23 protein-coding genes and 2 tRNA genes are annotated in these 23,241 nt (G+C 31.8%); 6 read left to right on the top strand and 19 right to left on the bottom strand.

All coding sequences use genetic code 11. The annotated features are described in order from the left end of the window. Positions 1-107: 107 nt before the first annotated feature. The 11 genes from IM744_RS06795 to IM744_RS06745 form a co-directional block, all read right to left on the bottom strand. Positions 108-2,948, bottom strand: coding sequence for a M16 family metallopeptidase (locus IM744_RS06795; protein ID WP_241738295.1), 2,841 nt, complete (start codon positions 2,946-2,948; stop codon positions 108-110). 281 nt (positions 2,949-3,229) lie between these two features. Then, complete coding sequence (locus tag IM744_RS06790; protein WP_194507347.1) at positions 3,230-3,475, bottom strand: hypothetical protein; 246 nt, start codon at positions 3,473-3,475, stop codon at positions 3,230-3,232. Positions 3,476-3,657: 182 nt separating this feature from the next. Further along, positions 3,658-4,047: a hypothetical protein gene (locus tag IM744_RS06785; RefSeq protein WP_194507346.1), complete on the bottom strand. Its 390-nt coding sequence runs from the start codon at positions 4,045-4,047 to the stop codon at positions 3,658-3,660. Then, positions 4,040-6,166, bottom strand: a complete 2,127-nt coding sequence (scpA, locus tag IM744_RS06780; RefSeq protein WP_194507396.1) for a methylmalonyl-CoA mutase — start codon at positions 6,164-6,166, stop codon at positions 4,040-4,042. The genes IM744_RS06785 and scpA overlap by 8 nt, the downstream gene beginning before the upstream one ends. After that, on the bottom strand, positions 6,163-6,774 hold the full coding sequence (locus IM744_RS06775; RefSeq protein ID WP_194507345.1) for a hypothetical protein: 612 nt from the start codon (positions 6,772-6,774) through the stop codon (positions 6,163-6,165). Before IM744_RS06775 ends, scpA begins: the two co-directional genes overlap by 4 nt. 4 nt (positions 6,775-6,778) lie before the next feature. Continuing rightward, positions 6,779-7,447 carry a hypothetical protein gene (locus IM744_RS06770; RefSeq protein ID WP_194507344.1) on the bottom strand — a complete coding sequence of 223 codons (669 nt, stop codon included), beginning with the start codon at positions 7,445-7,447 and terminating at the stop codon, positions 6,779-6,781. Between the two features lie 7 nt (positions 7,448-7,454). Further along, entirely contained in the window at positions 7,455-8,828 is a 1,374-nt protein-coding gene (locus tag IM744_RS06765) for a methylmalonyl-CoA mutase subunit beta (RefSeq protein ID WP_194507343.1), read from the bottom strand. Continuing rightward, positions 8,821-9,096 carry an FtsB family cell division protein gene (locus tag IM744_RS06760; protein ID WP_317175387.1) on the bottom strand — a complete coding sequence of 92 codons (276 nt, stop codon included), beginning with the start codon at positions 9,094-9,096 and terminating at the stop codon, positions 8,821-8,823. The genes IM744_RS06765 and IM744_RS06760 overlap by 8 nt, the downstream gene beginning before the upstream one ends. Positions 9,097-9,125: 29 nt before the next feature. Then, positions 9,126-9,734 (bottom strand): uridine kinase, encoded by a 609-nt coding sequence (gene udk / locus IM744_RS06755; protein WP_194507341.1) that lies wholly within the window; start codon positions 9,732-9,734, stop codon positions 9,126-9,128. A 49-nt stretch (positions 9,735-9,783) separates the two neighbouring features. After that, a complete protein-coding gene (locus tag IM744_RS06750) occupies positions 9,784-10,236 on the bottom strand; it encodes a c-type cytochrome (protein ID WP_194507340.1) in 453 nt (150 codons plus the stop codon). Beyond that, positions 10,236-11,342 carry a PQQ-dependent sugar dehydrogenase gene (locus tag IM744_RS06745; RefSeq protein WP_194507339.1) on the bottom strand — a complete coding sequence of 369 codons (1,107 nt, stop codon included), beginning with the start codon at positions 11,340-11,342 and terminating at the stop codon, positions 10,236-10,238. Before IM744_RS06745 ends, IM744_RS06750 begins: the two co-directional genes overlap by 1 nt. Positions 11,343-11,465: 123 nt before the next feature. Here IM744_RS06745 and IM744_RS06740 point away from each other — a divergent pair. The 3 genes from IM744_RS06740 to IM744_RS06730 all read left to right on the top strand — a co-directional run bounded on the left by IM744_RS06740 (position 11,466) and on the right by IM744_RS06730 (position 12,359). After that, positions 11,466-11,540: transfer RNA gene (locus tag IM744_RS06740), tRNA-Pro, on the top strand. A gap of 10 nt (positions 11,541-11,550) precedes the next feature. Continuing rightward, a tRNA-Arg gene (locus IM744_RS06735) sits at positions 11,551-11,624 on the top strand. Between the two features lie 312 nt (positions 11,625-11,936). After that, positions 11,937-12,359, top strand: a complete 423-nt coding sequence (locus tag IM744_RS06730) for a hypothetical protein (protein ID WP_194507338.1) — start codon at positions 11,937-11,939, stop codon at positions 12,357-12,359. A 1-nt stretch (position 12,360) separates the two neighbouring features. Here the strand turns inward: IM744_RS06730 and IM744_RS06725 are convergent, their stop codons facing one another. The 4 genes from IM744_RS06725 to IM744_RS06710 form a co-directional block, all read right to left on the bottom strand. Beyond that, a complete protein-coding gene (locus IM744_RS06725; protein ID WP_194507337.1) occupies positions 12,361-13,542 on the bottom strand; it encodes a THUMP-like domain-containing protein in 1,182 nt (393 codons plus the stop codon). A 6-nt stretch (positions 13,543-13,548) separates the two neighbouring features. Continuing rightward, positions 13,549-14,637, bottom strand: a complete 1,089-nt coding sequence (locus IM744_RS06720; protein WP_194507336.1) for an AI-2E family transporter — start codon at positions 14,635-14,637, stop codon at positions 13,549-13,551. Between the two features lie 24 nt (positions 14,638-14,661). Next, positions 14,662-15,168 carry a TrmH family RNA methyltransferase gene (locus IM744_RS06715; protein ID WP_194507335.1) on the bottom strand — a complete coding sequence of 169 codons (507 nt, stop codon included), beginning with the start codon at positions 15,166-15,168 and terminating at the stop codon, positions 14,662-14,664. A gap of 256 nt (positions 15,169-15,424) precedes the next feature. Beyond that, positions 15,425-16,069 (bottom strand): DUF4159 domain-containing protein, encoded by a 645-nt coding sequence (locus IM744_RS06710; protein ID WP_194507334.1) that lies wholly within the window; start codon positions 16,067-16,069, stop codon positions 15,425-15,427. Positions 16,070-16,075: 6 nt separating this feature from the next. On the opposite strand from IM744_RS06710, the gene IM744_RS06705 reads away from it, so the two are divergent. Then, a complete protein-coding gene (locus IM744_RS06705; protein WP_194507333.1) occupies positions 16,076-16,216 on the top strand; it encodes a hypothetical protein in 141 nt (46 codons plus the stop codon). Between the two features lie 91 nt (positions 16,217-16,307). Here the strand turns inward: IM744_RS06705 and IM744_RS06700 are convergent, their stop codons facing one another. From IM744_RS06700 to IM744_RS06685, 4 genes are all read right to left on the bottom strand, one after another. Further along, positions 16,308-17,015: a 16S rRNA (uracil(1498)-N(3))-methyltransferase gene (locus IM744_RS06700; protein WP_194507332.1), complete on the bottom strand. Its 708-nt coding sequence runs from the start codon at positions 17,013-17,015 to the stop codon at positions 16,308-16,310. Next, positions 17,015-17,653 carry a peptidylprolyl isomerase gene (locus tag IM744_RS06695; protein ID WP_194507331.1) on the bottom strand — a complete coding sequence of 213 codons (639 nt, stop codon included), beginning with the start codon at positions 17,651-17,653 and terminating at the stop codon, positions 17,015-17,017. The genes IM744_RS06700 and IM744_RS06695 overlap by 1 nt, the downstream gene beginning before the upstream one ends. A 145-nt stretch (positions 17,654-17,798) precedes the next feature. Continuing rightward, complete coding sequence (locus tag IM744_RS06690; RefSeq protein WP_194507330.1) at positions 17,799-18,179, bottom strand: Rid family detoxifying hydrolase; 381 nt, start codon at positions 18,177-18,179, stop codon at positions 17,799-17,801. A gap of 9 nt (positions 18,180-18,188) precedes the next feature. After that, positions 18,189-20,957: a putative LPS assembly protein LptD gene (locus tag IM744_RS06685; RefSeq protein ID WP_194507329.1), complete on the bottom strand. Its 2,769-nt coding sequence runs from the start codon at positions 20,955-20,957 to the stop codon at positions 18,189-18,191. 122 nt (positions 20,958-21,079) lie between these two features. Between IM744_RS06685 and IM744_RS06680 the strand changes: the two genes are divergently transcribed. Both IM744_RS06680 and IM744_RS06675 read left to right on the top strand, forming a co-directional pair. Then, positions 21,080-22,201 (top strand): N-acetylmuramoyl-L-alanine amidase family protein, encoded by a 1,122-nt coding sequence (locus tag IM744_RS06680; RefSeq protein WP_194507328.1) that lies wholly within the window; start codon positions 21,080-21,082, stop codon positions 22,199-22,201. 78 nt (positions 22,202-22,279) lie between these two features. Next, the gene (locus IM744_RS06675) at positions 22,280-23,233 is read left to right on the top strand and encodes an MlaD family protein (protein WP_241738294.1); all 954 of its coding nucleotides are present in this window, start codon (positions 22,280-22,282) and stop codon (positions 23,231-23,233) included. The last annotated feature ends 8 nt before the right edge of the window (positions 23,234-23,241 follow it).

The raw sequence follows: 23,241 nt of genomic DNA, 5'->3' as shown, positions 1-23,241 counted from the left end.
TGAGTTTTCGAAATTGAAGTTGTTAACAGTGTATTGCATTGTGGTATGTGAAAAAAAGCAGCTTGTTAGAGCTGCTTTTAATTCTTATTTCTTCGGAAAAGTTATGACTATTCCGGATTGTGAATTCCAACAATATAATCGCCATTCAAATATTTTTTAGCAACTTCTTGAAGATACTCGGTAGTAAGACTTTGTACGTTTTTCTCAAAATCTAACACTTTTTCAGGGTCATTTTTTTGATAATCTGAGTTTTTTAACAAGCGTAACCAAAAACGATTTTGTTGTAAATCTTCTTTGTGATCTAATACATAAGACTCCTTGACTTTATCTAAATCTTTTTGTGATGGACCTTCATTAACCAGTTTTTCTACTTCTGCTAATGCTGCTTTTTTAAGTTTATCAACATTTTCTGGACCACATGGAAAACTAATATTAAAGCTATACCATCCATAAGGCATTTTACTAATATTACCTCTAGATCCAGCACCATAAACACCTCCTTCTTCTTCACGCAATTGTTCTATGAGTTTAATAGTTAAAATTTCTCCTAATGTTTCCATTGCAAAATCTTCTTTTGCATCATAATTTGTTGGTCCATGAAATGTAATACGCACAGAACTTTTAGGATCGGTTCCTTTTTTAATGATTTTTTCATGCTGTCCTGTAAGTGGTCTAAAATCTGATTCCTTATACATTTCATTAGAGTTTTTTCCAGGAAGACTCGCTAAATATGTGCTTGCAAATTCTACAAGCTTCTTTTCATCGATATTTCCGACGAAATAAAAGTGGAAATCACCAGCATCATCAAAACGTTCTTGATATTTCTTATAAGCTAAATCATAATCTGCCTCGTCCATCTTCTCAGGTGTTGGAAATCCAGTATATCTAGGATTTTCGCCATACATGAATTCTCCCATTTTTACAGAGAAATACGTTTGAGGATTTGACATCATATTACCTAAAAATGATTTTTGTTTTGCTAGATAGGAGTTAAATGCTTTATCATCTTTATTTAATGCAGTAAAGTATAAGTGTACCATTTGAAAAAGACTCTCTAAATCTTTTGGAGTCGTAGATCCAGATATATTTTCACTGTAAGTCCCAATACTAGGTCTTACCCTAACAATCTTACCAGACATCATTTTGTCCATTTGCGTTTTATCAAACCCGTTGATTCCTGCTTCAGATAATCCACCATTTGCGTTTACAGTAGCTTTGTAATCTTCAATTGAGTATAATGATGTTCCTCCATAGCTAAAGGCATCGAAGAGGATTTCGTCGTTTTTGAAATCGGTTACTTTATAAGTTAATTTTGCTCCATTGCTTAAAGTTAAGGTTGTTGTGCCAAGTTTGTCATTTGTTTTGTAGTCTGTAATTGTACCAGCTTTTGGCATGGTCGTTATTAGCGACGAAGCAACTTCTTCATCTACGTAAGGTTCTAGTTTTTTGTTCGCGACGTCATTAAGAACCTCTTTGATTTGAGCCTCAGTGACTTTAGTTAATCCTTCCTTTTCAGGACCAGTCAATATTACAACACGATTTTCATCTTTAATATAATCGTCAACAAGTGCATTGACTTCGCTTAGAGAAATTGTTGGAAGTTGTTTTTGGTAAAAATTAAATTCCCATTCAATTCCAGGCATTGGTTCTTCTGCTAGAAAGTTTCTTACATATTCTCCAATAACTCTATTAGATTCCATTTTGTCTTTATCCTTGAATGATTTTTCCATTCTAGCCAAAATATCTTTTTTAGCACGTTCAAATTCACCTTCAAAAAATCCATGTTGTTTTACGCGTTGATTCTCTTCTAGTAAGGTTTTAAAAGCGTTTAATTGTCCGTCTTCTTTAGTCATAGCAACACTTTGGTAGGCATCTTTGCTTTTAACATATGTGCCACCATGATAACTATACCCAAATACAAAAGGAGGTTTTTCGTTATTAGTTAATTCTTGTAAACGGTTGTTCAGCATTTGTGAGAACAGCCCTTCTACAATAGATTCTCTGTACTGTGCAAGTGTTTTATCTGGAGTAGAATTTTCTTGATCCTTAAACATCACTTGTACTTGTGAGAAGGATGCTTCTTTATCAGATTCTATAGCAACAAAGGTTTCTTTGTGATTTGGCAAGTCATATTCTGGTCGAGGTTTAGGATTTTCTGGCATTTTAATATTTCCGAAGTGCTCTTTAATTTTTGCTTCCAAAGTGGCAACATCCACATCACCAACTGCCATTACAGACATTAAATCTGGTCTGTACCAATCTTTATAAAAACGTCTTAGGCTTTCATATTTAAAGTTTTCGAGGTTTTCTTTTGTACCAATAGGAAGACGTTCTGCATATCTAGATCCATAAAGCATTTTTGGTAAATATTTTTGCATCATGCGCTCGTTTGCGCCTTGACCTAAGCGATACTCTTCTAGTACAACACCACGTTCGTTATCAATTTCCTCATCTGTTAATAGGGCATTGTGAGCCCAATCTTCAAGAATTTGAAACCCTTTCTCTAATTTTTCTGGATCTTCACTAGGAATAGGAAGGATGTACACTGTTTCATCAAAACTTGTGTATGCATTTAAATGTGCACCAAATTTGACGCCAATACTTTGTAGATAATCAACAAGTTCGTTTTTTTTAAAGTTTTTTGTACCGTTAAAATTCATGTGCTCCATAAAATGAGCAAGACCAAGTTGATCTTCATCTTCAAGAATTGAGCCTGCTTTGACAACAAGTCGTAATTCAACTTTGTTTTCTGGTTTACCGTTATTTTTGATGTAATAGGTAAGGCCATTACTTAATACTCCAGTTTTTACTTCTGGATTGAAAGGGATTTTTTCAGTAGAAGAAATGTCTTTTGTTTTCATTTTTACATCTTGGGCAAAGGTCCCAATTGAGAAAAAGAATATCAAAATGACACTCAGCATTTTGAATGTTGATGGTTTTTGATTCATGAGTTTGTTTTTTTGATTAGTATTAAATTAATTAACATAAAAATACAACTAAGTTTTTAGTTTAAAATTGTATATCGTGCTAATTTTCTTATAATTTACAATAATTATAAAAAACAATGACTTGAATTGTAGAGTTTTAACAGGTTTTAACGATTAGTTGATTTACATTTCTTTTAATTCTTGAATCAATTTTTCTAATTCCCTTTCTGGTATTTTTGTGACGCACACTATTTCGTTTTCAGCTTTAAAGTCTTCAATGACTAGTGTGTAATTGTTATCTTCTAGATATATCCAACAGGATTTTTAGCAAAGTTAGTGGTGTCAAACGGTTCTGTTTTTACACGATCTTTAAACCAACCATAATTAGCAACGTAAGTGCATTGGTTATTTGAGAATACGAGTTCTTCTTTTCCGTAGGTATTCCAAAGCGAAACACGTAAAAGATAGAAACCTAAAAGACTAAAGATGAAAATTGTTACAAAAAATCCTGCATGAATTCCTTTTCCTTCAGAAATGTAACTTATCATACCAACAATTGGTAAAATAAATAACATGAAACTAAAAATAAACATCAGTACTCTAACAAAGATGGGAGAGGGTTTAACGTGTAATGTAAGTTTGTTGTTTTCTAATGTGTAGTGGTTACGTTTCAATGAAATTTTAAATAAAAAAGAAGGTTTTAAATAGAGTATATGCAATGAAGCTAAGTCTATTTTTTAGGTTTGAAAACTAATTTTTGTTTGGCTTGATTTCGTGAGAGTATGATACTGTTTTCTTCTAAGCTATGAATGATCCATTTATTTTCACCTCTATTGTCTTTTGTGTGAATCACATTATCTTTAAGTTGCCATTTGCCTTCTAATTCCATAATAAAACTAAACACATATGTAGAGTCTTTGTTAAGTAAAAGGTAAGTGCTTTCTAACATAGATAGGGTTTCTTCTAACTCTTCGGCACTTACATCTGGATTTATGACACCAATTATTTCCCATTTTTTAGAGAGGTTTTCGATATTGATGTCTAGTTCTTTAGTATTTTGAGCATATAGAGTATTTACACTTATAAATAACAGTAGCAAGAGTTTTAGAGATTTATTCATCAATAAGTATTTCCAAAATTTTAATAGCTGCATCACTAATTTTAGTTCCAGGACCAAAAACAGCAATTGCTCCAGCATCGAACAAATATTGATAATCTTGCTTAGGGATTACACCTCCAACGATGACCATAATGTCATCACGACCATATTTTTTTAGTTCTTCTATAACTTGAGGTACAAGGGTTTTATGTCCTGCAGCTAAGGAAGATACGCCTAGAATATGAACGTCATTTTCTACTGCTTGTTTGGCAGCTTCTTTTGGTGTTTGAAAGAGTGGACCAATATCAACATCAAAGCCAACATCTGCATACCCAGTAGCTACAACTTTGGCTCCACGATCATGACCATCTTGTCCCATTTTAGCAATCATGATTCTTGGTCTACGACCATCTTGCTCTGCAAATTTATCTGCGAGTTCTCGTGCTTTTTGAAAACTTTTATCGTCTTTTATTTCTTTACTATACACTCCCGAAAATGTTTTTATTTGCGCTTTATAACGTCCAAACTCTTCTTCAAGAGCATCACTAATTTCTCCTAAAGTTGCACGTTCTCTAGCTGCAATTACAGCTAAAGCTAATAAATTCTCTTGTTTTGAACGAGCAGCTTGGGTTAAATTTGATAAAGCTTCTGCGACAGCTTTTGCATTTCGTGTAGCTTTTATGTGCTCTAAACTCTTTATTTGTCCTAATCTTACTGTTTGATTATCGACTTCTAAAGTAGAAATTGGATCTTCTTCTTCCAAGCGATATTTATTAACACCAACAATGACATCTTGATTAGAATCTATTCGTGCTTGTTTTCTAGCAGCAGCTTCTTCAATACGCAACTTAGGAATCCCAGCTTCTATGGCTTTTGTCATTCCGCCAAGTTCTTCAACTTCTTCAATTAAAGACCATGCTTTTTGAGTGATATCTTGCGTTAGCTTTTCTACGTAATAACTTCCTGCCCATGGATCAACAGTTTTTGTGATGCCTGTTTCCTCTTGTAAAAATATTTGAGTATTTCTTGCAATACGTGCAGAAAAATCTGTTGGTAGAGCAATCGCTTCATCCAGCGCATTAGTATGCAAACTTTGTGTACCACCAAAAGCAGCAGCAGCAGCTTCAATAGTTGTTCTTGCTACATTATTAAATGGATCTTGTTCTGTTAAACTCCACCCAGAAGTTTGGCAATGTGTACGTAAAGCTAGAGATTTTTGATTTTTAGGATTGAATTGACTGACTAGTTTTGCCCACAACATTCGAGCTGCTCTCATTTTGGCGATTTCCATGAAATGATTCATCCCAATAGCCCAAAAGAAAGACAATCTAGGTGCAAAAGTGTCAATATCCATTCTTGCTTCAAGTCCTTTTTTTATGTATTCTAGTCCGTCAGCTAAAGTGTAAGCCAATTCAATATCACAGGTTGCACCAGCTTCTTGCATGTGGTATCCTGAAATACTAATACTATTGAATTTAGGCATATGCTTGCTCGTATATTCAAAAATATCTGAAATGATGGTCATTGAAGGTGTAGGAGGATAAATATAAGTGTTTCTCACCATAAACTCCTTTAAGATATCGTTTTGGATGGTTCCTGCTAAATCTTTTGGATCAACGCCTTGTTCTTCCGCAGCAACAATATAAAACGCCATAATTGGTAACACTGCACCATTCATGGTCATTGAAACCGACATTTTATCTAAAGGAATCTGATCAAAGAGAATTTTCATGTCCTCAACCGAATCTATAGCAACACCAGCTTTACCAACATCACCAACAACACGCTCATGATCTGAATCATAGCCTCGGTGTGTTGCTAAATCAAAGGCAACAGATAATCCTTTTTGTCCAGCAGCAAGATTTCTTCTGTAGAATGCGTTACTGTCTTCTGCAGTAGAAAAACCTGCATATTGACGAATCGTCCAAGGTCTGCGAACATACATCGTAGAATAAGGTCCACGAAGGTTTGGTGCAATTCCTGCTACAAAATTTAAGTGCTCTAAGTTTGAAATATCATCTTTAGAGTAGGAGGATTGTATGTCAATATCTTCAGCTGTTTTAAAAGTCTCTACGACTTCAGACTTTTGATCTGTAGCTTTTGATTTTATGGTTATATGTTGAATGTTTTTTCTCATTATCTCACGACTATTTTTTCAATAAATGAATTATAGTTTTTATTAGAATTAGAATAAATATTAATAGAAAAAGTTTTATAGTTGGATGTAATAAGATACATCGTACTATAACTACTATAGTTTATTCCATTTGATATTTTATATGCACCTTTAAAAACTTTTGTTTTGGAAAGTCCAGAATAACCAGCATTTAACTTTTCATAATTCATATCTAACATTTCAGCGTAACTACTACATGTATTAGACATCATTCCTAATAAATATGCAGATTCTTCTTTTGTAAAATCAATATATTCTCCCATTTTTACACTTATTAAAGTAGAAGAAGCGACATCTTTAAAATAATAAATATTGCCTTTAGAGAACTTCAAATAATTAAAACGTTTTCTTTCAATTCTTTTTTCTTCGGAATCTGGCAAAGAATCAATTAACAAATCATACTCATCTTCTGAAAATTCTCTAAAGTATGCAGGTAAAAATACATCTATGTTATCTTCATCTAAAGCATAATATTCACCAGGAACATCATTACGTTCTTTAGATTTGTTTGCTTCATCACAATTGAGAAATAATAATGAGAAGAAACATAAAAATATTAATTGAAACTTCATTTATTTAATGATTATGTCCATCACCTTCTGAATGTTCTTTTTCTGAGCCAGTTTTGACAGCATTTGATGGTATTTCACTTAAATCTTTATCGTAAATTTTTCCGTAGAACAACTCTAAAGCAACATACGTTGCTAAATACTTGTCGTCTTTCATTCCAAAAGTTTTACGCTTTAGTTGATCTCCAAACATTCTTAAACTCATGCTATTGGTATCTATTAAAGCACTAAAAGTTTTTTGTAATTGTTCGTCTTTGATATTTTTAGCAATACATTTAAATATTGGGTGATTATAATTAATTCTGCTACCATCTGGATTAGTTGTCCAAAGTGTTTTGTCTTGTTCAAGAGCTTCTAATGCTTTTTTAGAATGATCTGAAACTAACTTAGAGTAATCTACTTTGTTAGCGATTGCTTGACTTACAAATAGGCTGTATGCACGAGAAAGTATAGGTTTCTCAGGTGTATAATAATTTGCAATATCTTCTTCAAAAGATTGCATCGCTTCTTGATACAAACCATTATCTAGTCCTTCACAGTCAACGAGTTTTTGCACACTTGGAAATTTGTAATCAAAATCTACAATTTTTGATGGTGTTTGTTCTTGTGTTTTTGTGTCTTCTTTACAGTTAAAAACACATAAACAGATGGCAACTAATACTAATTTAAACTTCATTGTTGTATTATTTATTGGTTGATTGTTCTTGATTTAAGCGTTGTTGTTCTAGAGTTTCTGCGAGACGCTTTTCTATAATTGGTTCTATTAATGTTTTAACTGGATTGATTTTTACAAAAGGATATATCTCCAAATTGTCTTTCATCTTATCTTGAGGATTTGGATGCTTATTTGTTCCTAATAAAGTAAGTTCTCCTGAGTCAAATTGAGCTTGCTCTTTTGAAGCGCTTTCTTTAATTTTTTTCTGAATAGTGCCAGTCTTTAGTTGTGATAAAAATCCGCCATTGGATTCAATATCTTTAAATAACTCCAATGCTTTATCACATAATTGTGTTGTCAAAGATTCTATATAATATGCACCGTCTGCTGGATTATCAACTTTATCAAAATAGCTTTCTTCTTTTAAAACGAGCAATTGGTTTCTTGCAATACGTTCTCCAAACTCATTGTCTTTATGATAAATACTATCATAAGCTAAATTTGTAATATTATTTGCTCCACCTAATATAGCGCTCATACATTCTGTAGTTGTGCGCAGCAAATTAGTGTTATAATCGTAAATGGTTTTATTCCGTTTTGTTGGTGTGACATTAATTTGACAATTAGAATTGAAACCATATTCACTTGAAAGTGTTTGAAACAAAATACGTAACGCTCTTAGTTTTGCAATTTCAAAAAAGTAATTTGTACCTACGGAAATATTAATAATCACCTTCAATATTTCTTTGTTAGAAAACTCTATCAAACTGCTCAAATGATTGAAGTATTCATTTGTATGAGCTAAAGTGTAAGCGAGCTGTTGTATCATGTTTGCTCCAGCATTTTGATACAAACCAGCATTAACAGTAAAAGTATTGGTATGTTTTACTATAGATTCAAATTGTTTGTGGTCGTCATTTAGGTTTTTAAACCAATTTCCGGTTTTTGCTAGGTGACCAATAATATCAGTTTGAATGGTGGTATTTTGAGTTGGAATCGTTTTTATATATTCCGAAGACAAAAAAAGTAATTTGAAAGTAATTGGAGTAGAGGTAGAGTCTATTTCCTTTAGAAGGTCTTTGATTATGACATCTTCCGAAGGAATAATAAATTCAATACTTTCTGCACCTCTAGAAATAGCATCGATGGCTTTTGCATTCGATTTTTGGGTATGAGCAACAAATATAGATTGACAGATTTCAAATTCAGTAGCTTTAGAAAATGACGGATTAGTTGTCACATCCAATTCATCTGCATGATAAAAAGGTTTTACATCAATTCCTTCATTGGTATGCCAAATTAGGGTGTCGTTATAATCTGCACCTTTTAAATCCATCTGGATTTTTTGCTTCCATTGTTTAGACGAAACTTCGTCAAAATTATTAAATAGTGCTTTACTCATCCTTGTTATCTAATTTTAGGCTGTCTTCATATTCAATGATATAAATATCTTCATTTTCTTTCTTCATGTAATATTTTTCGCGAGCTAGCTTCTCAATACCATCCTCTGTACTCAGTTCTTTAATAGCTTTTTTATCCTTTTCTATTTCATTTCTATAATACGCTTTCTCATCTTCTAAGTCAGTGATGTCTTCATTTAAGTCACGATGAATTAAAAGCGAATTAGAGTCAAATATTAGCATCCAAACAGCAAATACGACAAGGACAATTACAAATATGTTTCTAAACTTTTTGATGTTTAATTAAGTTTTTCGTTAATAATTGTTTTTACAATATTTACAGCTACAGTATTATATTTATTGTTTGGTATAATGATATCTGCATACTCTTTCATAGGCTCAATAAACTGTTGATGCATTGGCTTTAGCGTCGTTTGGTAACGTGATAAAACTTCATCAATATCACGTCCACGCTCAGTAATGTCACGTTTTAATCGTCTAATTAAACGTTCGTCACTATCTGCATGCACAAATATTTTGATGTCAAACATTTTACGCAATTCTGGATGTGTAAGTATTAAAATACCTTCAACGATCATAACCTTTCTAGGATGAGTATGTATAGTGTCTCCTGTACGATTATGTTTCACAAATGAATATACAGGTTGATCTATTGTGTTACCTGCTTTTAATTCTCTTAAATGTTCTTCCAATAATTCAAAATCAATAGATCTTGGATGGTCAAAATTAATTTTCACACGTTGATCGTAACTTAAGTGTGATGTGTCCATGTAGTACGAATCTTGAGAGATAATCCCAACTTCGCCTTCAGGCAATTCATTAAGTATTTGATTTACAACTGTTGTTTTTCCACAACCTGTACCACCTGCAATTCCAATAATAAGCATATTTTAAAACTAATTTTAGTTGAACAAATTTAGCAATTATGATATAAAATCAAGGTTCAATTTTAGAAACTTCATCTTCAGTTATTAACTTATCGTTAGAATTGCCCCAACTATTTGTAATATAGTTCATAACATCTGCAATTTCAGAGTCCTCCAATCCTAGAGGAGACATGACATTGTTATATTTTTGACCATTGACTGTAATTTCACCAGATAGACCATATTTAATAGATTTTATGCTCTTAAGTCTGTTATTCATTAGAAAATCAGATTTTGCTAAAGGTGGAAATGTTTTAGAGACACCTTTACCATTAGGAAGGTGGCACGTTACACAAAAGTCTTTATAAACTGCTTCACCACGAGTCATACTTTCTTTTAGTATTGGGTTTTGCTGAGTTATTTTTTCTTCGGAAATATTAATTGCTGAAAGATTTTTCTTTTCTTCCGAAGAAATACAAGATACAAATAAGAGTGTTATTAATAATATAATGGTTGTTCTCATTATTTTGTTTTCAGAAGTTTTACGATTCCTAAATTTTCTATTCCTACATATATATAACCATCAGGACCTTGATTTATTGATCTTACACGTCCTAAATCATTAAGTAAACGTTCTTCTTTAATGACTTTTCCATCTTTTATATAACAATTATCCAAATATTGAAATTTTAAAGAGCCAACCAATAGGTTGTTTTCCCATCCTTTGTATTTATCGCTTGAGATGAACTCCATTCCGCTTGGTGCAATAGACGGTGTCCAATAATGTAGCGGTTGTTCCATTCCGGGTTTTGCTGTGTCATCAGTGATCTTTGTACCAATATAATTAACACCATAAGTGATTACAGGCCAACCATAATTTTTACCCAATTTTATGATATTGATTTCATCACCACCTTTAGGTCCATGTTCATGAGTCCATATCTCTCTAGTTTCAGGATGGATGACCATACCTTGCGGATTTCTATGACCATATGAATAAATAGCTGTTTTTGCATTTTCAATATCTACAAACGGATTATCCTCTGGAATAGAACCATCATCATTTAAACGATAGACTTTCCCGCCATCTCTTGTGATATCTTGCGGATTCTCGTCACGATTACCACGTTCTCCAATGGTGAAAAACAAATAACCATTGTCGTCAAATACAATTCTAGAGCCAAAATGCTGACCTTTTGTAGTGTTTGGAGTGGCTTTATAAAGTACTTCCTTTTCTATTAAAGAATCGTTAGAGAGTTTAGTTCTCATTAAAGCAGTGTGACCGCCTTTTTCTTCACCTTCAGTAGAGGAGTAGGTTAGGTAAATCCATCCAGTATCTTCATATTTTGGATGTAATTTAATATCTAATAAGCCTCCTTGTCCTCGATTGTAAACTTTAGGGACTCCTTTTATTTCTGTTTTTATTCCGTTTTTAAAATGAATAATCCGACCTTCTTTTTCGTTAATAAGCATAGATCCATCAGGTAAAAAGGCAAATCCCCAAGGGTTAATTAATTCTGATACAACGAGTTCGTAAGAATGTTCTGTGTTAATTGGGTTTTTATCTTGAGCACAAGCAATAAAACTCAATAAACCACTAATGATTATAGATTGCAATAGAAATTTCATAGAAAAAAAATTTATGTTTAAATTTAATAATAAAAGTTGTCAATTTTTAAAGAAAAGGTATATATTTGCACCTCGAAATTTTAAGAGATATGTTATTTTTCTTAGAATATTAGATAACCAATTCGGGGTGTAGCGTAGCCCGGTTATCGCGCCACGTTTGGGACGTGGAGGCCGCAGGTTCGAATCCTGCCACCCCGACTTTTATTGAGGGCTCTTAGCTCAGCTGGATAGAGCACCTCCCTTCTAAGGAGGCGGTCGCAGGTTCGAATCCTGCAGGGCTCACTCAAAGTCTCACCTTAATTGGTGAGACTTTTTTGTTTTTATAATAAATCTTTTTTGTCATAAATTAAAAATACTTTTTGCTAATTAATTTTTAAAAGTTAAAAATGCTTTAAAATTTTAATTTTGATTCAACATAAATGAAAAATCATAAAACAATAACGTCACTTTATTTTGATTTAAACATGTAGTTCGTCGGATTTTTCTAAAAAAATTGCATTTAATCGATTATTTCGTATATTTAATCGATAAAGTAATGTGTTTTATTTAATATAAGACATATCTTTGCCTTGAATTTCATTAAACCCCAAATCGATGAAAAACCTACTTAAAAATGCAATTGCATGCGCAATTGTTATGTCTACGCTTTTTAATTGTTCTGTTGAATCAATTGAAAATAATCAACTAGAAGAGTCTCTTTTAGTAACGCCCAATACTCAAGAAGATTGTCTTAATCAGGATCCTCAGGCAAGAATTACCAATAATGGTTCTATATCTATAACATTACAAATTGTTTCAATTGATGGCGCAGTTTTGCATACTGTAGATAATATTGCTCCAGGTAGTGCTTCTGGCTTTTTAACATTTGCTCCTGATGATATTATTTTTAATATTTCTAAAAATACAACAGGAATTCAAGATGATAAGGTTGTGTTCGTTATGGATCAATGTATGAGTTTTGATATGGAACTAGGAGTTGATAATTATCTAGTTTCTGGTATGCCAGTAAACTTGTAGATCAATTCGTTTTAGAGCAAACGATTACAATCTTATTATCAAGATAGTTTGTTGTAAAAAAGATATAGGTATTCCCTCCATCTTTTATATGATGTTTCTTTCTTATTTGTTGAACAGTCTCTGGGTAGTTTCTAGTGGTAATATTAGCATTCGTGATATGAAGTGCTTTTAGATTTTTTTTATTGTATTCTATTATTGATTCGATTTTAAAAGTTCTACCAGGAAAAACTAATAACTCATTACTCGTGTACAAATGTGAGTGTTGATGCAATTTTGAAACGTTTAATTGCTCTGAAACCATATTGAAAGCACCAGATTTTAGAATAGCTGCATTAGGCTCATATAAATATTTTAAAGGATGACTATGAGTAGCATTACTCATAGTTTCATTCTTTAATGTAAAGTTGAAAGTTTCTATTTCGTTATCAATAATATTAGCGGTTTTGATGGAGATTTCATCTTCATAGCCATTTTGTAATATCCAAATGAGTTCCTTAACTTCATTCTTTACTGAAATAACATGAATGTCCTTAACATGTTTTAATTCATTTATCCCTACAGAAAAATCTAATAAAGGAGATGTTTTTATTGCAATATTATTCGTGCATTTAAATAAAGCATTTAAGTGATGAGGAACATTAGGTAAGCAATCTTTTAGAAAGAAAACTTTTCCTTTGCTTTCATGTCTTCGTGAGGGATCAATATAAATCCAATCGTAGGTATCTTTATTAGATTGTAAATAATCTATACCATCTAAGTTAATTGTCTTTATGTTTTTAACTTTGAGTTGCGTGTAATTATAACCCACTATGGCAGATAATTCTTCATTAATCTCACAATGTGTAACATTATTAAAATGTTTCGAAAAGTAGAAGCAGTCTACGCCAAAACCTCCTGTAATATCAATGATAGAGTTACCTTTAAATAATTGAGATTTGTACTTGGCAGTGGTTTCAGAAGATGTTTGTTCTATATTTAACTTGTTTGGATAGTATATCTTTTCCGAAGAAAACCAAGTGGGCAATTTCTTTTTACATTTAACTTTAGCCTCAATTTGTTCAATGATTTCTTTTGTCGTTACATTCTTAAAATTAGTGCCTTTTAATAAAATTTTAGACACTTCTGTGTTGAGATTATTAGATATAAACTCTTGAATTTCGGTATTTAGAATTTCAGTATTCAAAAAAAATTATAATCCTTTAGTTAACTTTTTGACCATCTTGTTATCTGATATAAATTCCTTTAGAATCACTTTTATTGCAGTGTAAGCTGGTACAGCTACTATCATGCCAACAACTCCAAAGAGGAGACCTGCAATAATAATTATTAAGAAAATTTCTAACGGATGAGATTTTACACTCTTAGAAAATATATAGGGCTGACTAAAGAAATTGTCAACCAATTGCGCAATTGCTATTACAATAAAGGTGTAAAATAATTTAGGTAAAACAACATCGCTAATACTTTCTCCTAGATTATTTGTCATTACTAAAAGCATCATAAGAATACCTCCAATCAATGGTCCTAAATAAGGGATTAAGTTTATTAGTGCGCATAAAAATGCAATTACTACTGCGTTTTTTACACCAATTATCAATAATCCTATAGTGTAAATAACGAACAGAATAAATATTTGTAGAAACAAACCAACAAAATAACGAGATAATAAATCTGATATTTTAGTCATAGATCTATTTGTATTTGACTCCTTATTGTTAGGTACAAAAGTCATTATGCCTTGTTTGAATAAGTTACTATCTTTTAAAAAGAAGAAGGATATAAACAAAACAGACATCAAACCAATACTGAAACTTCCTAATCCAGACACAAGGCTATTGAGGAAATTTGGTATGATACTATAATCCATGCTTGACAAGATTTTAGACTCTTTAATAGCTTGTTCTGCGTCAATATGGTTAATTTCTAGATAGGTAATCGTCTCAGCGTATAAAGACTCAATATTGCTTTTAAGTTGATCTATATCTAATAGTGATAAGTTTTGACCTTGTTCTACCAAAAGTGGTATTAACAAACTTACAATACCTACAAAAATCCCTACTAAAAAGACCATTGTTACAACTACAGCAATTGTGTTGTTGAATTTTAATCGTTTCCTTAAAAACATAACAATTGGTCTGCCAATAAGAGAGATGACACCAGCGATAATGATATAGACAATGACAGATTGTATTTCATATAAAAAGTACAAAACTAAAACAATGGCAGTGATTACGCCAACTGCTCTTAATATCCCATTTGCTATAATTCTAGAATTCATGAAGTAAATATATAAAGAGTTTAGTTAAGACTGTTTCAATTGTTTGGTTATTTCATACAAGGCTACACTCGTAGCTTGCACAACATTCATACTGCTATTTTGACCAAACATATCTATATGAATTATGGCATCACTCATATTTAAAATAGCTTCTGAAACTCCAAAATTCTCATCACCAATAATTAATACGATGGGTTTATGCTTCGGAAATTTAAAATCTACCAATGCTTCGCTTTTTGATGTAATCTCTAGCGAAATAACAAAATAGTCTTTCTTTTTTAATTCAGAAACGACGGTTAAAGCATCTTTTTCTTCTCTATAGTTGACAGACTTTTCAGTAGCTCTAGATGTTTTGGTCATTTTTCTACCTAATGGGATGTTCTCACCACAAAATATCAACTCTTCTATACCAAAAGCATCTGCAGTTCTAAACAAACTACCAATATTTGGAGCATTTGTTACATTCTCGCAAATCACTGTGATTGGGAATTTTTGGTTTTTGAAATTAGTAGAGTAGTGGTTTAGTTGCATTTTATCTTTCTCGTAATAACGCAAAGGCGCAAGGCTATTTGAATTAAGCTTTTAATTAATATGAAATGTTTCTCCGCAATTATACATTGAGTGTGAACTATAGCCACCAATAAAACAGTAATTTATATGATCTCTATGAAAACTACTTATTCCTGTAGAATAAGTATAACTATTAATTTGATGTAAAGATTGAAATGTCAATAATAAAATTAAACCGAATGCAACGACTTTATATCTTAAACTCATATTCTAATTATTAATTCTCAAAAGCATATTTTACAATATTAGCTCCCATTTTAAGGGCTTTTTCTCTTACATCTGCTGGATCGTTGTGTACTTCGGGATCTTCCCAGCCATCACCAAGGTCACTTTCAAAGGTAAAGAGTAAAACGAGTCTGTTTTTATAAAAAATACCTAGAGCTTGTGGTCGTTTACCATCATGTTCATGAATTTTTGGTAAACCTTCTGGAAATTTATAGGCTATATTAAAAATCTCGTGATTTTTAGGTAACTCCAATAATTCAAGATTTGGGAATACTTTTTTGAGTTCTTTTTTGATGTATGGCTCCATACCGTAATTGTCATCAATATGTAAGAATCCACCAGATATTAAATATTTTCTAAGATTCTCAGCGTCTTCATCTGAAAAAAACACATTACCATGACCAGTCATGTGTAACATAGGGAATTGAAAAATATCAATACTTCCAGCCTCTACAACTTGAGGTTTTAGATCCATTTTGGTTTTTATATTGGCATTGCAATAACTGATTAAGTTTGGAAGCGCAGTGGGATTACTATACCAATCACCACCACCTTTATATTTTAAAATTGCCAGGTCTTGAGCATTCACGTTGATAGTCATAAAACCTATCACAAACGTTAACACCACTGAAAGCATATTAAATTGTTTAGAACTAAACCTCATACTTCAAAAATAGAAATTAAAATAGATGAAACATATCCTTTTAACTTTAATTATAAAATCGTTATTTTTTTCTTCGGAAAAGGTAAAGGCTTAACCGCTTGTTATAGGATTAGAGATTAAAGGCTTTATAAGCTAATAATAGAAAAACAGATAAAGTTAATTAAACAATTAAAGTTTTGATTAACAGCGTATTGGCGATATTTAAATAAAGCTATAGTTCATTATAAAAAGCAACAGAATGACACGCAACCACAGCAGCAGTTTCTGTTCGTAGACGTGTGTCTCCTAGAGTTACGGGACTAAAATTATGTTGTAGTGCTAGCTCAATTTCTTTAGTACTAAAATCACCTTCTGGCCCAATTAAAATGGTGACATCTTGGTTTTGTTTAAGACTTTGTTTTAATGATTTTTTGTTGGTTTCTTCGCAATGTGCGATGAATGTTTGTCCAATAAAATCATGAGTCATAAACTCTTTAAACGAAATAGCTTCATTAAGTTTTGGTAGATAACAGTTTAGAGATTGTTTCATAGCAGACTGTAAGATCTTCTCATAACGATCTGCTTTGATGACTTTACGTTCGCTATTATCACAAAAGATAGGAGTGATGGTATCTATACCTATTTCTGTAGCTTTTTCCAAAAACCACTCGTAACGATCATTCATTTTTGTTGGTGCAACCGCTAAATGAAGTTTATAATCTTTTTTTGGCTGTAATTCGCTTGATGTTATTTTTGCGATACAGTATTTTAAATCTGCTATAATAATTTTCGCAGAAAACAACCAACCAACACCATTTGTAATATGCAAAACGTCACCAATAGGTTTACGTAACACTTTTACAATATGTTTGCTTTCTTCTTTAGAAAAGCGAAGTTCTGTGTCAGTTGAAGTTAAGTCTTTATTATAGAAAAGTTGCATTATTTTCTAGGTTCGGTCACTTTAAGAACTTTAGATTCTTTTATTAATCGTTTGTTTTCTGTAATTAACACAACATAATATGAGTTAATATCTGGAATATCTATTGTGAAAATATCACCTTTACTGTGGTTACCTTCAATTACAGGTATTTCAAATTGTGGATGTAAATCTCCATTTGTAAACCAACCTAGGTCACCACCTTGTTTAGCTGTATTATCCATAGAGAATTGTTTAGCTAAGTCAGTAAATCTATAGCCTTCTTGGTATTTGGCTATAATTTGATTTCTAATAATATTGATGTCTTTAATTGATTTTTTACCACTATCTAAATAGACACAACTTACTCGGTAATATGGGATCTCATTTTTTTCAATCACCTTGTAAAAGGTTTTTTGAGGTGCATCTCTGAAATATTTTTTTGAACCTAAGCTCATATTTAAGATGTCTTCTGCCATACGAGTTTTATGTTTCTCTTCATTAAAAACAATGACTTTACCTTTTACGGTTTTATTCTTTTTAAAGAAAATAGTGACATCGTCTAGAGTTTGAATAGAGTCTAATGATTTTTCAAAATCTTTTTGAGCAAAAGCAATTGAAGTTGAGAAAAGTAGGGCAGTAATAAGTAGATTTTTGAGCATAATTAGTTTTTTTTTATAATTTGTTTCAAAAGTAATGGCTTTAAATAATTATAAAACAGTTGTTTAATGAAGTTTTTAAGAAATGATTGTTTATAACTTTAAAGGATATTCAAAATCACAAAAACTTGTTTGTTTAAAGTATGGTTTATTTGACAGCAATCATACTAATTTCAACGTTTACAAATTTCGGCAAATTAGCGACTTCTACAGTTTCTCGAGCAGGAGCAGTATCTGCATCAAAGTATTTACCATAAATTTCATTGATTTGACCAAAGTTATTCATGTCACTGATAAAAATAGATGACTTTATCACGTTTTCAAAAGTCATATCTGCTGCTTGTAGTAAAGCTTTCAAATTTTGCATGACTTGTTCCGTTTCCGAAGAAATAGAATCTAAAACCAATTCACCAGATTGCACATTGATAGCAATTTGTCCTGATGTATATAATGTGTTCCCTGTTAAAACAGCTTGATTGTATGGTCCAATTGGAGCAGGAGCGTTTGGTGTGTTGATTATTTTTTTCATGTGTAAAGATTATAATTGTTGATCGCTTTGTTTTCGTTTATCGTATTTAAGATCTTTAAGTAGGCTTGATGAAATACCAATAAAAAAGTTCCATGAACTGTATGTACCAAAAGGTACCCATGTGAAATTCATTCTCCAACTCAATAAATCACGTTCAAAACGCAGTTGAGTTTGAGTAAATCCTTTACCTACAAAATCATAACCAGAGGATGCTCCTACAGACCACATAGGTGATAGTTCTATATCGCCTGAGAACATTAACGAATTACTTGTTATTGCATTTTGTCTAGTAGAATTACCATAATTTACAGCATAAGCCAATCGTAAACTCCATGGTATTTTAAAATTATAAAGATCAGATTCTACTTCCTTTTTATCTTTTTTGTCATCATCATCAGATAAGCGTTGATCTGCAAAATCCTGAGGCTTTCCAAATAAATCATCTGCCCGACCACCACTTCTTAAATTATCTTGAATAGCAGCATCGTCTTCTTGATCACTACCTTCAAAATCTTTGCTTGAAAGAGAATAACTAAGATTTAGGTTTGCAGAGGTTAATCTAAATAAACTCCCTCCATTATCAATATTAAATTTATCAATCTTACTGTTATTATTATCAAGCGCATAAGGATCTAGAACCATCCCAAAGTTAATGTTCATTTTATCTTTTAATATCGTTGTACCACCAGATACTCGCAAAGGACTCCATTGTAGAGAATCACCAGCAAAGTTATAAGACGTAGAAAAATTTAAGTTATTTAACAGCTTAATTTTTTTAGGCTCTGTTGCAGTACTGTCTTTATCTCTAACTTTAGCTTCAAAATTGTTACCTAAAGAAATTCCCATAGAGCTAGAAAAAGTCTTATTAGGTGTTCCAAATAAAGAACCTTCAAATCTTGTGTATTCTTGCCTTTCTATTTCGTCTGCTGTATCTCCATCTGCATTAATGATTTCAAAAGTGTCGTAGTATTGATCAAAAGCAGGATTAATGTTATAGCTAATTGATGGAGTCATGACATGTCTCACTTGCTGAATTCTAGAAGTACTACCTTCTTTACCAAACATTCCATAAAGGGTCGTACCAAGGCTAGTGCTAAAATTATAAGTAAAAAAACGGTCAAACTGTTTTAAGTCTTCAGTAATGATATTACCATCTTCATCTGAGTATTTATTGATGGTATTAAACGTCCAATTCTCTTCAAAATTCATACTTGCACTCATACTAAAGTAATCAAATACTTTAAAGTTTGTAGAGACAGGAATAGAATGTAAAGCGCCTATTTGAGCATCATCAAACATTTCAGATTTAAAAAACAGGGAGTCTGTGGTTTGGATTCTGTTTTCTCCTCTTATATTATACTGAAAGTTTATATTTTGAATAATCCCTTTTTTTGATCCTGTTTTTGGCGCAAACGGATACATTCTACCAACACTAGCTTGTACTGTTGGCAAGGTCATATTGACTGCTTGAGTATTTGTATTTTGAGAATGTGTTGCAGTCGCACTCATATTTACTTGTGGCTCGCCTTGAAAAGTTTTAGAGTATGATATAGAAGACGCTAAGGTATTATTTTGAGTACTTGCTAAATTAAGCTGATTGATAGATTGCCTAAAATATTGACTACTTCCAAGGTTAACAGAGGCAGAGAATCTAGAACTAGGATTCGCTTTTGTGTCTTGAGAGTGAGACCATCTAATATTATAAATTGTTGACTTTGCAAAATCAGGAAAACCGGGTTCGCTATTAATTAAATTCTCATATCTAAAACTTAGATTACCTCTAAATTTATAACGTAACGCATAATTAGATTCAAAACGTAAACCATAACTACCATTGGTATAATAATCACCTAAAACTGCTAAATCAACATAATCACTAATCGCAAAATAATAACCTCCATTTTGTAAAAAGTAACCTCTGTCATTCGCTAAATCCTGTCCAGGAGTTGGCATAATTACACCAGATGATCTTGTTTTAGTCATTGGGAAATATGCAAAAGGCAAACCAATTGGTGTTGGTACATCGTAAATGAATAAATTGGTTAATCCTGTTACCACTTTTACTCCTGGTACTACTTTTGCTGTTCGCATTAAGAAATAATACTCTGGATCGTCAAGATTCTCTGAGGTTGTAAACTTTCCATCTTTTATAAAAAGAGTAGAATCATTTTCTCGTTTAGTGATAGCCGCTATAATGGTTCCGCCACTCTGTTCAGTTTTAGAATTAAAAATGATGGCTTTTTTAGTAACCGTATTAAAAATAACCGAATCTGGCTCCACAACACTCTTCCCTTGAGTAAACACAGGTGCCTGAGAATAATTCCCCAAACTATCTTTTACACGTCCTGCATATACCAAATCTTTACCATGACTTATGACAATGATACCAGCTTTGATATTCATGTCACCATAATTAACTTCGGCTTCATTATATAAGGTTGTCGTGTTTTTGCGTTGATTCATTCTTACATAATCTGTAGCTTTATAATCAACAATACTTGTGAGCGTTTCTTTTTTCTTCGGAATTGAATCTGTTTTCGTGCTATCAGATTCTTTAATGTTTTTTGGAGTGTCAAGAATATTACCTATGCTTACAAGAGTGGTATCATTCTTTACTGTAGGCTTAATTGGTTCCTTAGGTTTAGGCAATTCTTGAGCCAAGCAAAACATGTTAATAAACATGGTAAAACTTAGGGTAAAAAGTATGTGTAAGCTTTTTGTACGCAACGCTTTTAAATGTATTTTTGCTAAAGTATGGCTCGGTTTTTGAATTCCCAAAATTACATAGATTTTTTATGATTAATTTATAATTCAATTAATTTATCTCAAGCATCAAAACATTAGAAAATCTAATGGCATGATTCTTAAAATAAAACGAGTTGATAAACCGTTAAACACGTATGAAAACGATATCTCTTTATATATTAGTATTAGTAGGCTTCTTATTTACAAGTATTTTAACATCTGCACATGCTTTTCAAAAAAACAAAGACAAATTTGTTGTTGTTTTAGATGCAGGACATGGTGGACATGATTCTGGTAACATAGGAAATGGACACAAAGAAAGTAACATTGCTCTGAATATCGTTTTACAAGTAGGTAAGGATCTTGAAAAGAATAAAGACATCAAAGTTATTTATACAAGAACCAAAGATGTATTTGTAACTTTAAGAGGACGAGCAAAAATTGCAAATGATGCAGATGCAGACTTATTTGTCTCTATTCATTGCAATGCACATAGTTCTCAAGCCTCAGGAACTGAAACATTTGTTCTTGGAGTAGCAAATACAAAGCGTAATATGGAAGTTGCTAAAAAAGAAAACGAAGTGATTTTTCTAGAAGCAGATTATGAACAACACTATGAAGGTTTTGATCCAAATTCACCAGAATCATTAATTGTACTTGGGCTTCTAAGTGAGGAATACACAGAAAACAGTATCAAACTCGCAAGAATGGTTGAGGACAACTTTGAAAAAGAACTCAAACGTAAAAGTAGAGGTTTAAAACAAGCTAGTTTATGGGTTTTACACAATACTTATATGCCAAGTGTACTTATAGAAGTTGGTTTTTTGACTAATAATTCTGAAGGTAAATTTTTGAATAGTAAAGCTGGACAAACTAAAATGGCCTCTGGAGTTAAAAAAGCCATAATGGGTTATAAATCTTATGTAGAGCAAAATGTAGGAGAAAATATTTACCAAGACACGCAAGTAGAGAATGATGTTGTTGAGACAAGTGGAGAACCGCAAATCATAGAAAATGTGGTATTCAAAGTGCAGATATCTGCGAGTTCTAGAGAAATAGCACCTGAATCTTATAATTTCAAAGGCTTATCAGAAATTTCTAGGGAAAAAGTTGGTAAGGTTTATAAGTATTATTCTGGTTACACATCAGATTATAATATGATAAAACAATTGCAGTCTAAAGCAGTTTCAAAAGGTTATAAAGACTGCTTTATTGTTGCTTATAAGGATGGAAATAAAATAGATATTTCCGAAGCAATAAAACCAGCCTCTAATTAGAAAGCTTCTTTATTTCAAATTAGAAACATACTTTGTATTATTATTGTTAATTTTGTTTCAACCTCAAAATTGTAAAATTTGAAAATTTCAAGAGAAATTAAAACAGCAATACTCGTGATTTCGGGTATTTTATTAATGGTGTTTTTAATCAATTATCTAAATGGTAAAAATCTATTTAGTTCTGATGATACCTATTATGCAGAGTTTGATTATAACGCTTTAACTAGAGCGTCACCAGTAACCGTAAAAGGTAATAATGTAGGTAAAATTCAAAACATTATATATGATTTCAATACAGGAAAAACGAGAGTTTCTTTTACTGTAGACGATAAATTGAATTTCTCTAAACAATCTAAAGTTAGACTCTATAAAACAGGTTTGATGGGAGGTAATGCTTTAGCAATTGTTATTAGTAATGATGGAGAAAGAGCACAACCAGGTGATTTTATAGCTTCAGAAGTTGAAGAAGACCTAGTCTCTAATCTAACAAATAGCTTTTCAGATGTCAGTGAAAACCTAGATTCTACTTTATCATCTGCAGATTCATTATTAATAAATCTTAATGGTCTGGTTCTTGACGAATCTGAAAACGGAATTAAAAACGCAATTTCAGAATTAAATGCGACGATGAAATCATTTAAATCGGTTTCATATTCTGTGAATTCTTTAATTAAAGACAATGATCAAAAACTAAGTTCTGTGCTTACTAATTTTGATTCTATATCAAAAAATTTAGCAGTGATTACTAATGATTTAAAAGGTGTAGAATTATCTAAAACAGTTTCTAAACTAGACAATACTCTAACAACAGTTAATACATTAATGGCAAGTATTGAGAATGGAGAAGGTTCTGTAGGTAAACTTTTAAAAGACGAAGGACTTTACGAAAATTTAGAAGGTGCTGCACTGCAAATGGAGCAATTATTAGAAGACATGAAATTAAATCCTAAGCGATATGTGCATTTTTCTCTCTTCGGAAAAAAAGCCAAACGTTACGATGCTGACGGAAATGAAATAAAAGATAAAGACTAATTAATCAA

The sequence above is a fragment of the Psychroserpens luteus genome (assembly GCF_015319355.1).
Classification (GTDB): Bacteria; Bacteroidota; Bacteroidia; order Flavobacteriales; family Flavobacteriaceae; genus Psychroserpens; species Psychroserpens luteus.
Note: the sequence above shows the minus strand (reverse complement) of the source record. Positions and strands in the feature narration are given on the sequence as shown.

Bases quoted from the DNA above. Each gene is read 5' to 3' on its own strand.
- IM744_RS06795 (WP_241738295.1), bottom strand. From the start codon at position 2,948: ATGAATCAAAAACCATCAACATTCAAAATGCTGAGTGTCATTTTGATA.
- IM744_RS06790 (WP_194507347.1), bottom strand. From the start codon at position 3,475: ATGATAAGTTACATTTCTGAAGGAAAAGGAATTCATGCAGGATTTTTT.
- IM744_RS06785 (WP_194507346.1), bottom strand. From the start codon at position 4,047: ATGAATAAATCTCTAAAACTCTTGCTACTGTTATTTATAAGTGTAAAT.
- IM744_RS06775 (WP_194507345.1), bottom strand. From the start codon at position 6,774: ATGAAGTTTCAATTAATATTTTTATGTTTCTTCTCATTATTATTTCTC.
- IM744_RS06770 (WP_194507344.1), bottom strand. From the start codon at position 7,447: ATGAAGTTTAAATTAGTATTAGTTGCCATCTGTTTATGTGTTTTTAAC.
- IM744_RS06765 (WP_194507343.1), bottom strand. From the start codon at position 8,828: ATGAGTAAAGCACTATTTAATAATTTTGACGAAGTTTCGTCTAAACAA.
- udk (WP_194507341.1), bottom strand. From the start codon at position 9,734: ATGCTTATTATTGGAATTGCAGGTGGTACAGGTTGTGGAAAAACAACA.
- IM744_RS06750 (WP_194507340.1), bottom strand. From the start codon at position 10,236: ATGAGAACAACCATTATATTATTAATAACACTCTTATTTGTATCTTGT.
- IM744_RS06745 (WP_194507339.1), bottom strand. From the start codon at position 11,342: ATGAAATTTCTATTGCAATCTATAATCATTAGTGGTTTATTGAGTTTT.
- IM744_RS06730 (WP_194507338.1), top strand. From the start codon at position 11,937: ATGAAAAACCTACTTAAAAATGCAATTGCATGCGCAATTGTTATGTCT.
- IM744_RS06720 (WP_194507336.1), bottom strand. From the start codon at position 14,637: ATGAATTCTAGAATTATAGCAAATGGGATATTAAGAGCAGTTGGCGTA.
- IM744_RS06715 (WP_194507335.1), bottom strand. From the start codon at position 15,168: ATGCAACTAAACCACTACTCTACTAATTTCAAAAACCAAAAATTCCCA.
- IM744_RS06710 (WP_194507334.1), bottom strand. From the start codon at position 16,069: ATGCTTTCAGTGGTGTTAACGTTTGTGATAGGTTTTATGACTATCAAC.
- IM744_RS06700 (WP_194507332.1), bottom strand. From the start codon at position 17,015: ATGCAACTTTTCTATAATAAAGACTTAACTTCAACTGACACAGAACTT.
- IM744_RS06695 (WP_194507331.1), bottom strand. From the start codon at position 17,653: ATGCTCAAAAATCTACTTATTACTGCCCTACTTTTCTCAACTTCAATT.
- IM744_RS06690 (WP_194507330.1), bottom strand. From the start codon at position 18,179: ATGAAAAAAATAATCAACACACCAAACGCTCCTGCTCCAATTGGACCA.
- IM744_RS06680 (WP_194507328.1), top strand. From the start codon at position 21,080: ATGAAAACGATATCTCTTTATATATTAGTATTAGTAGGCTTCTTATTT.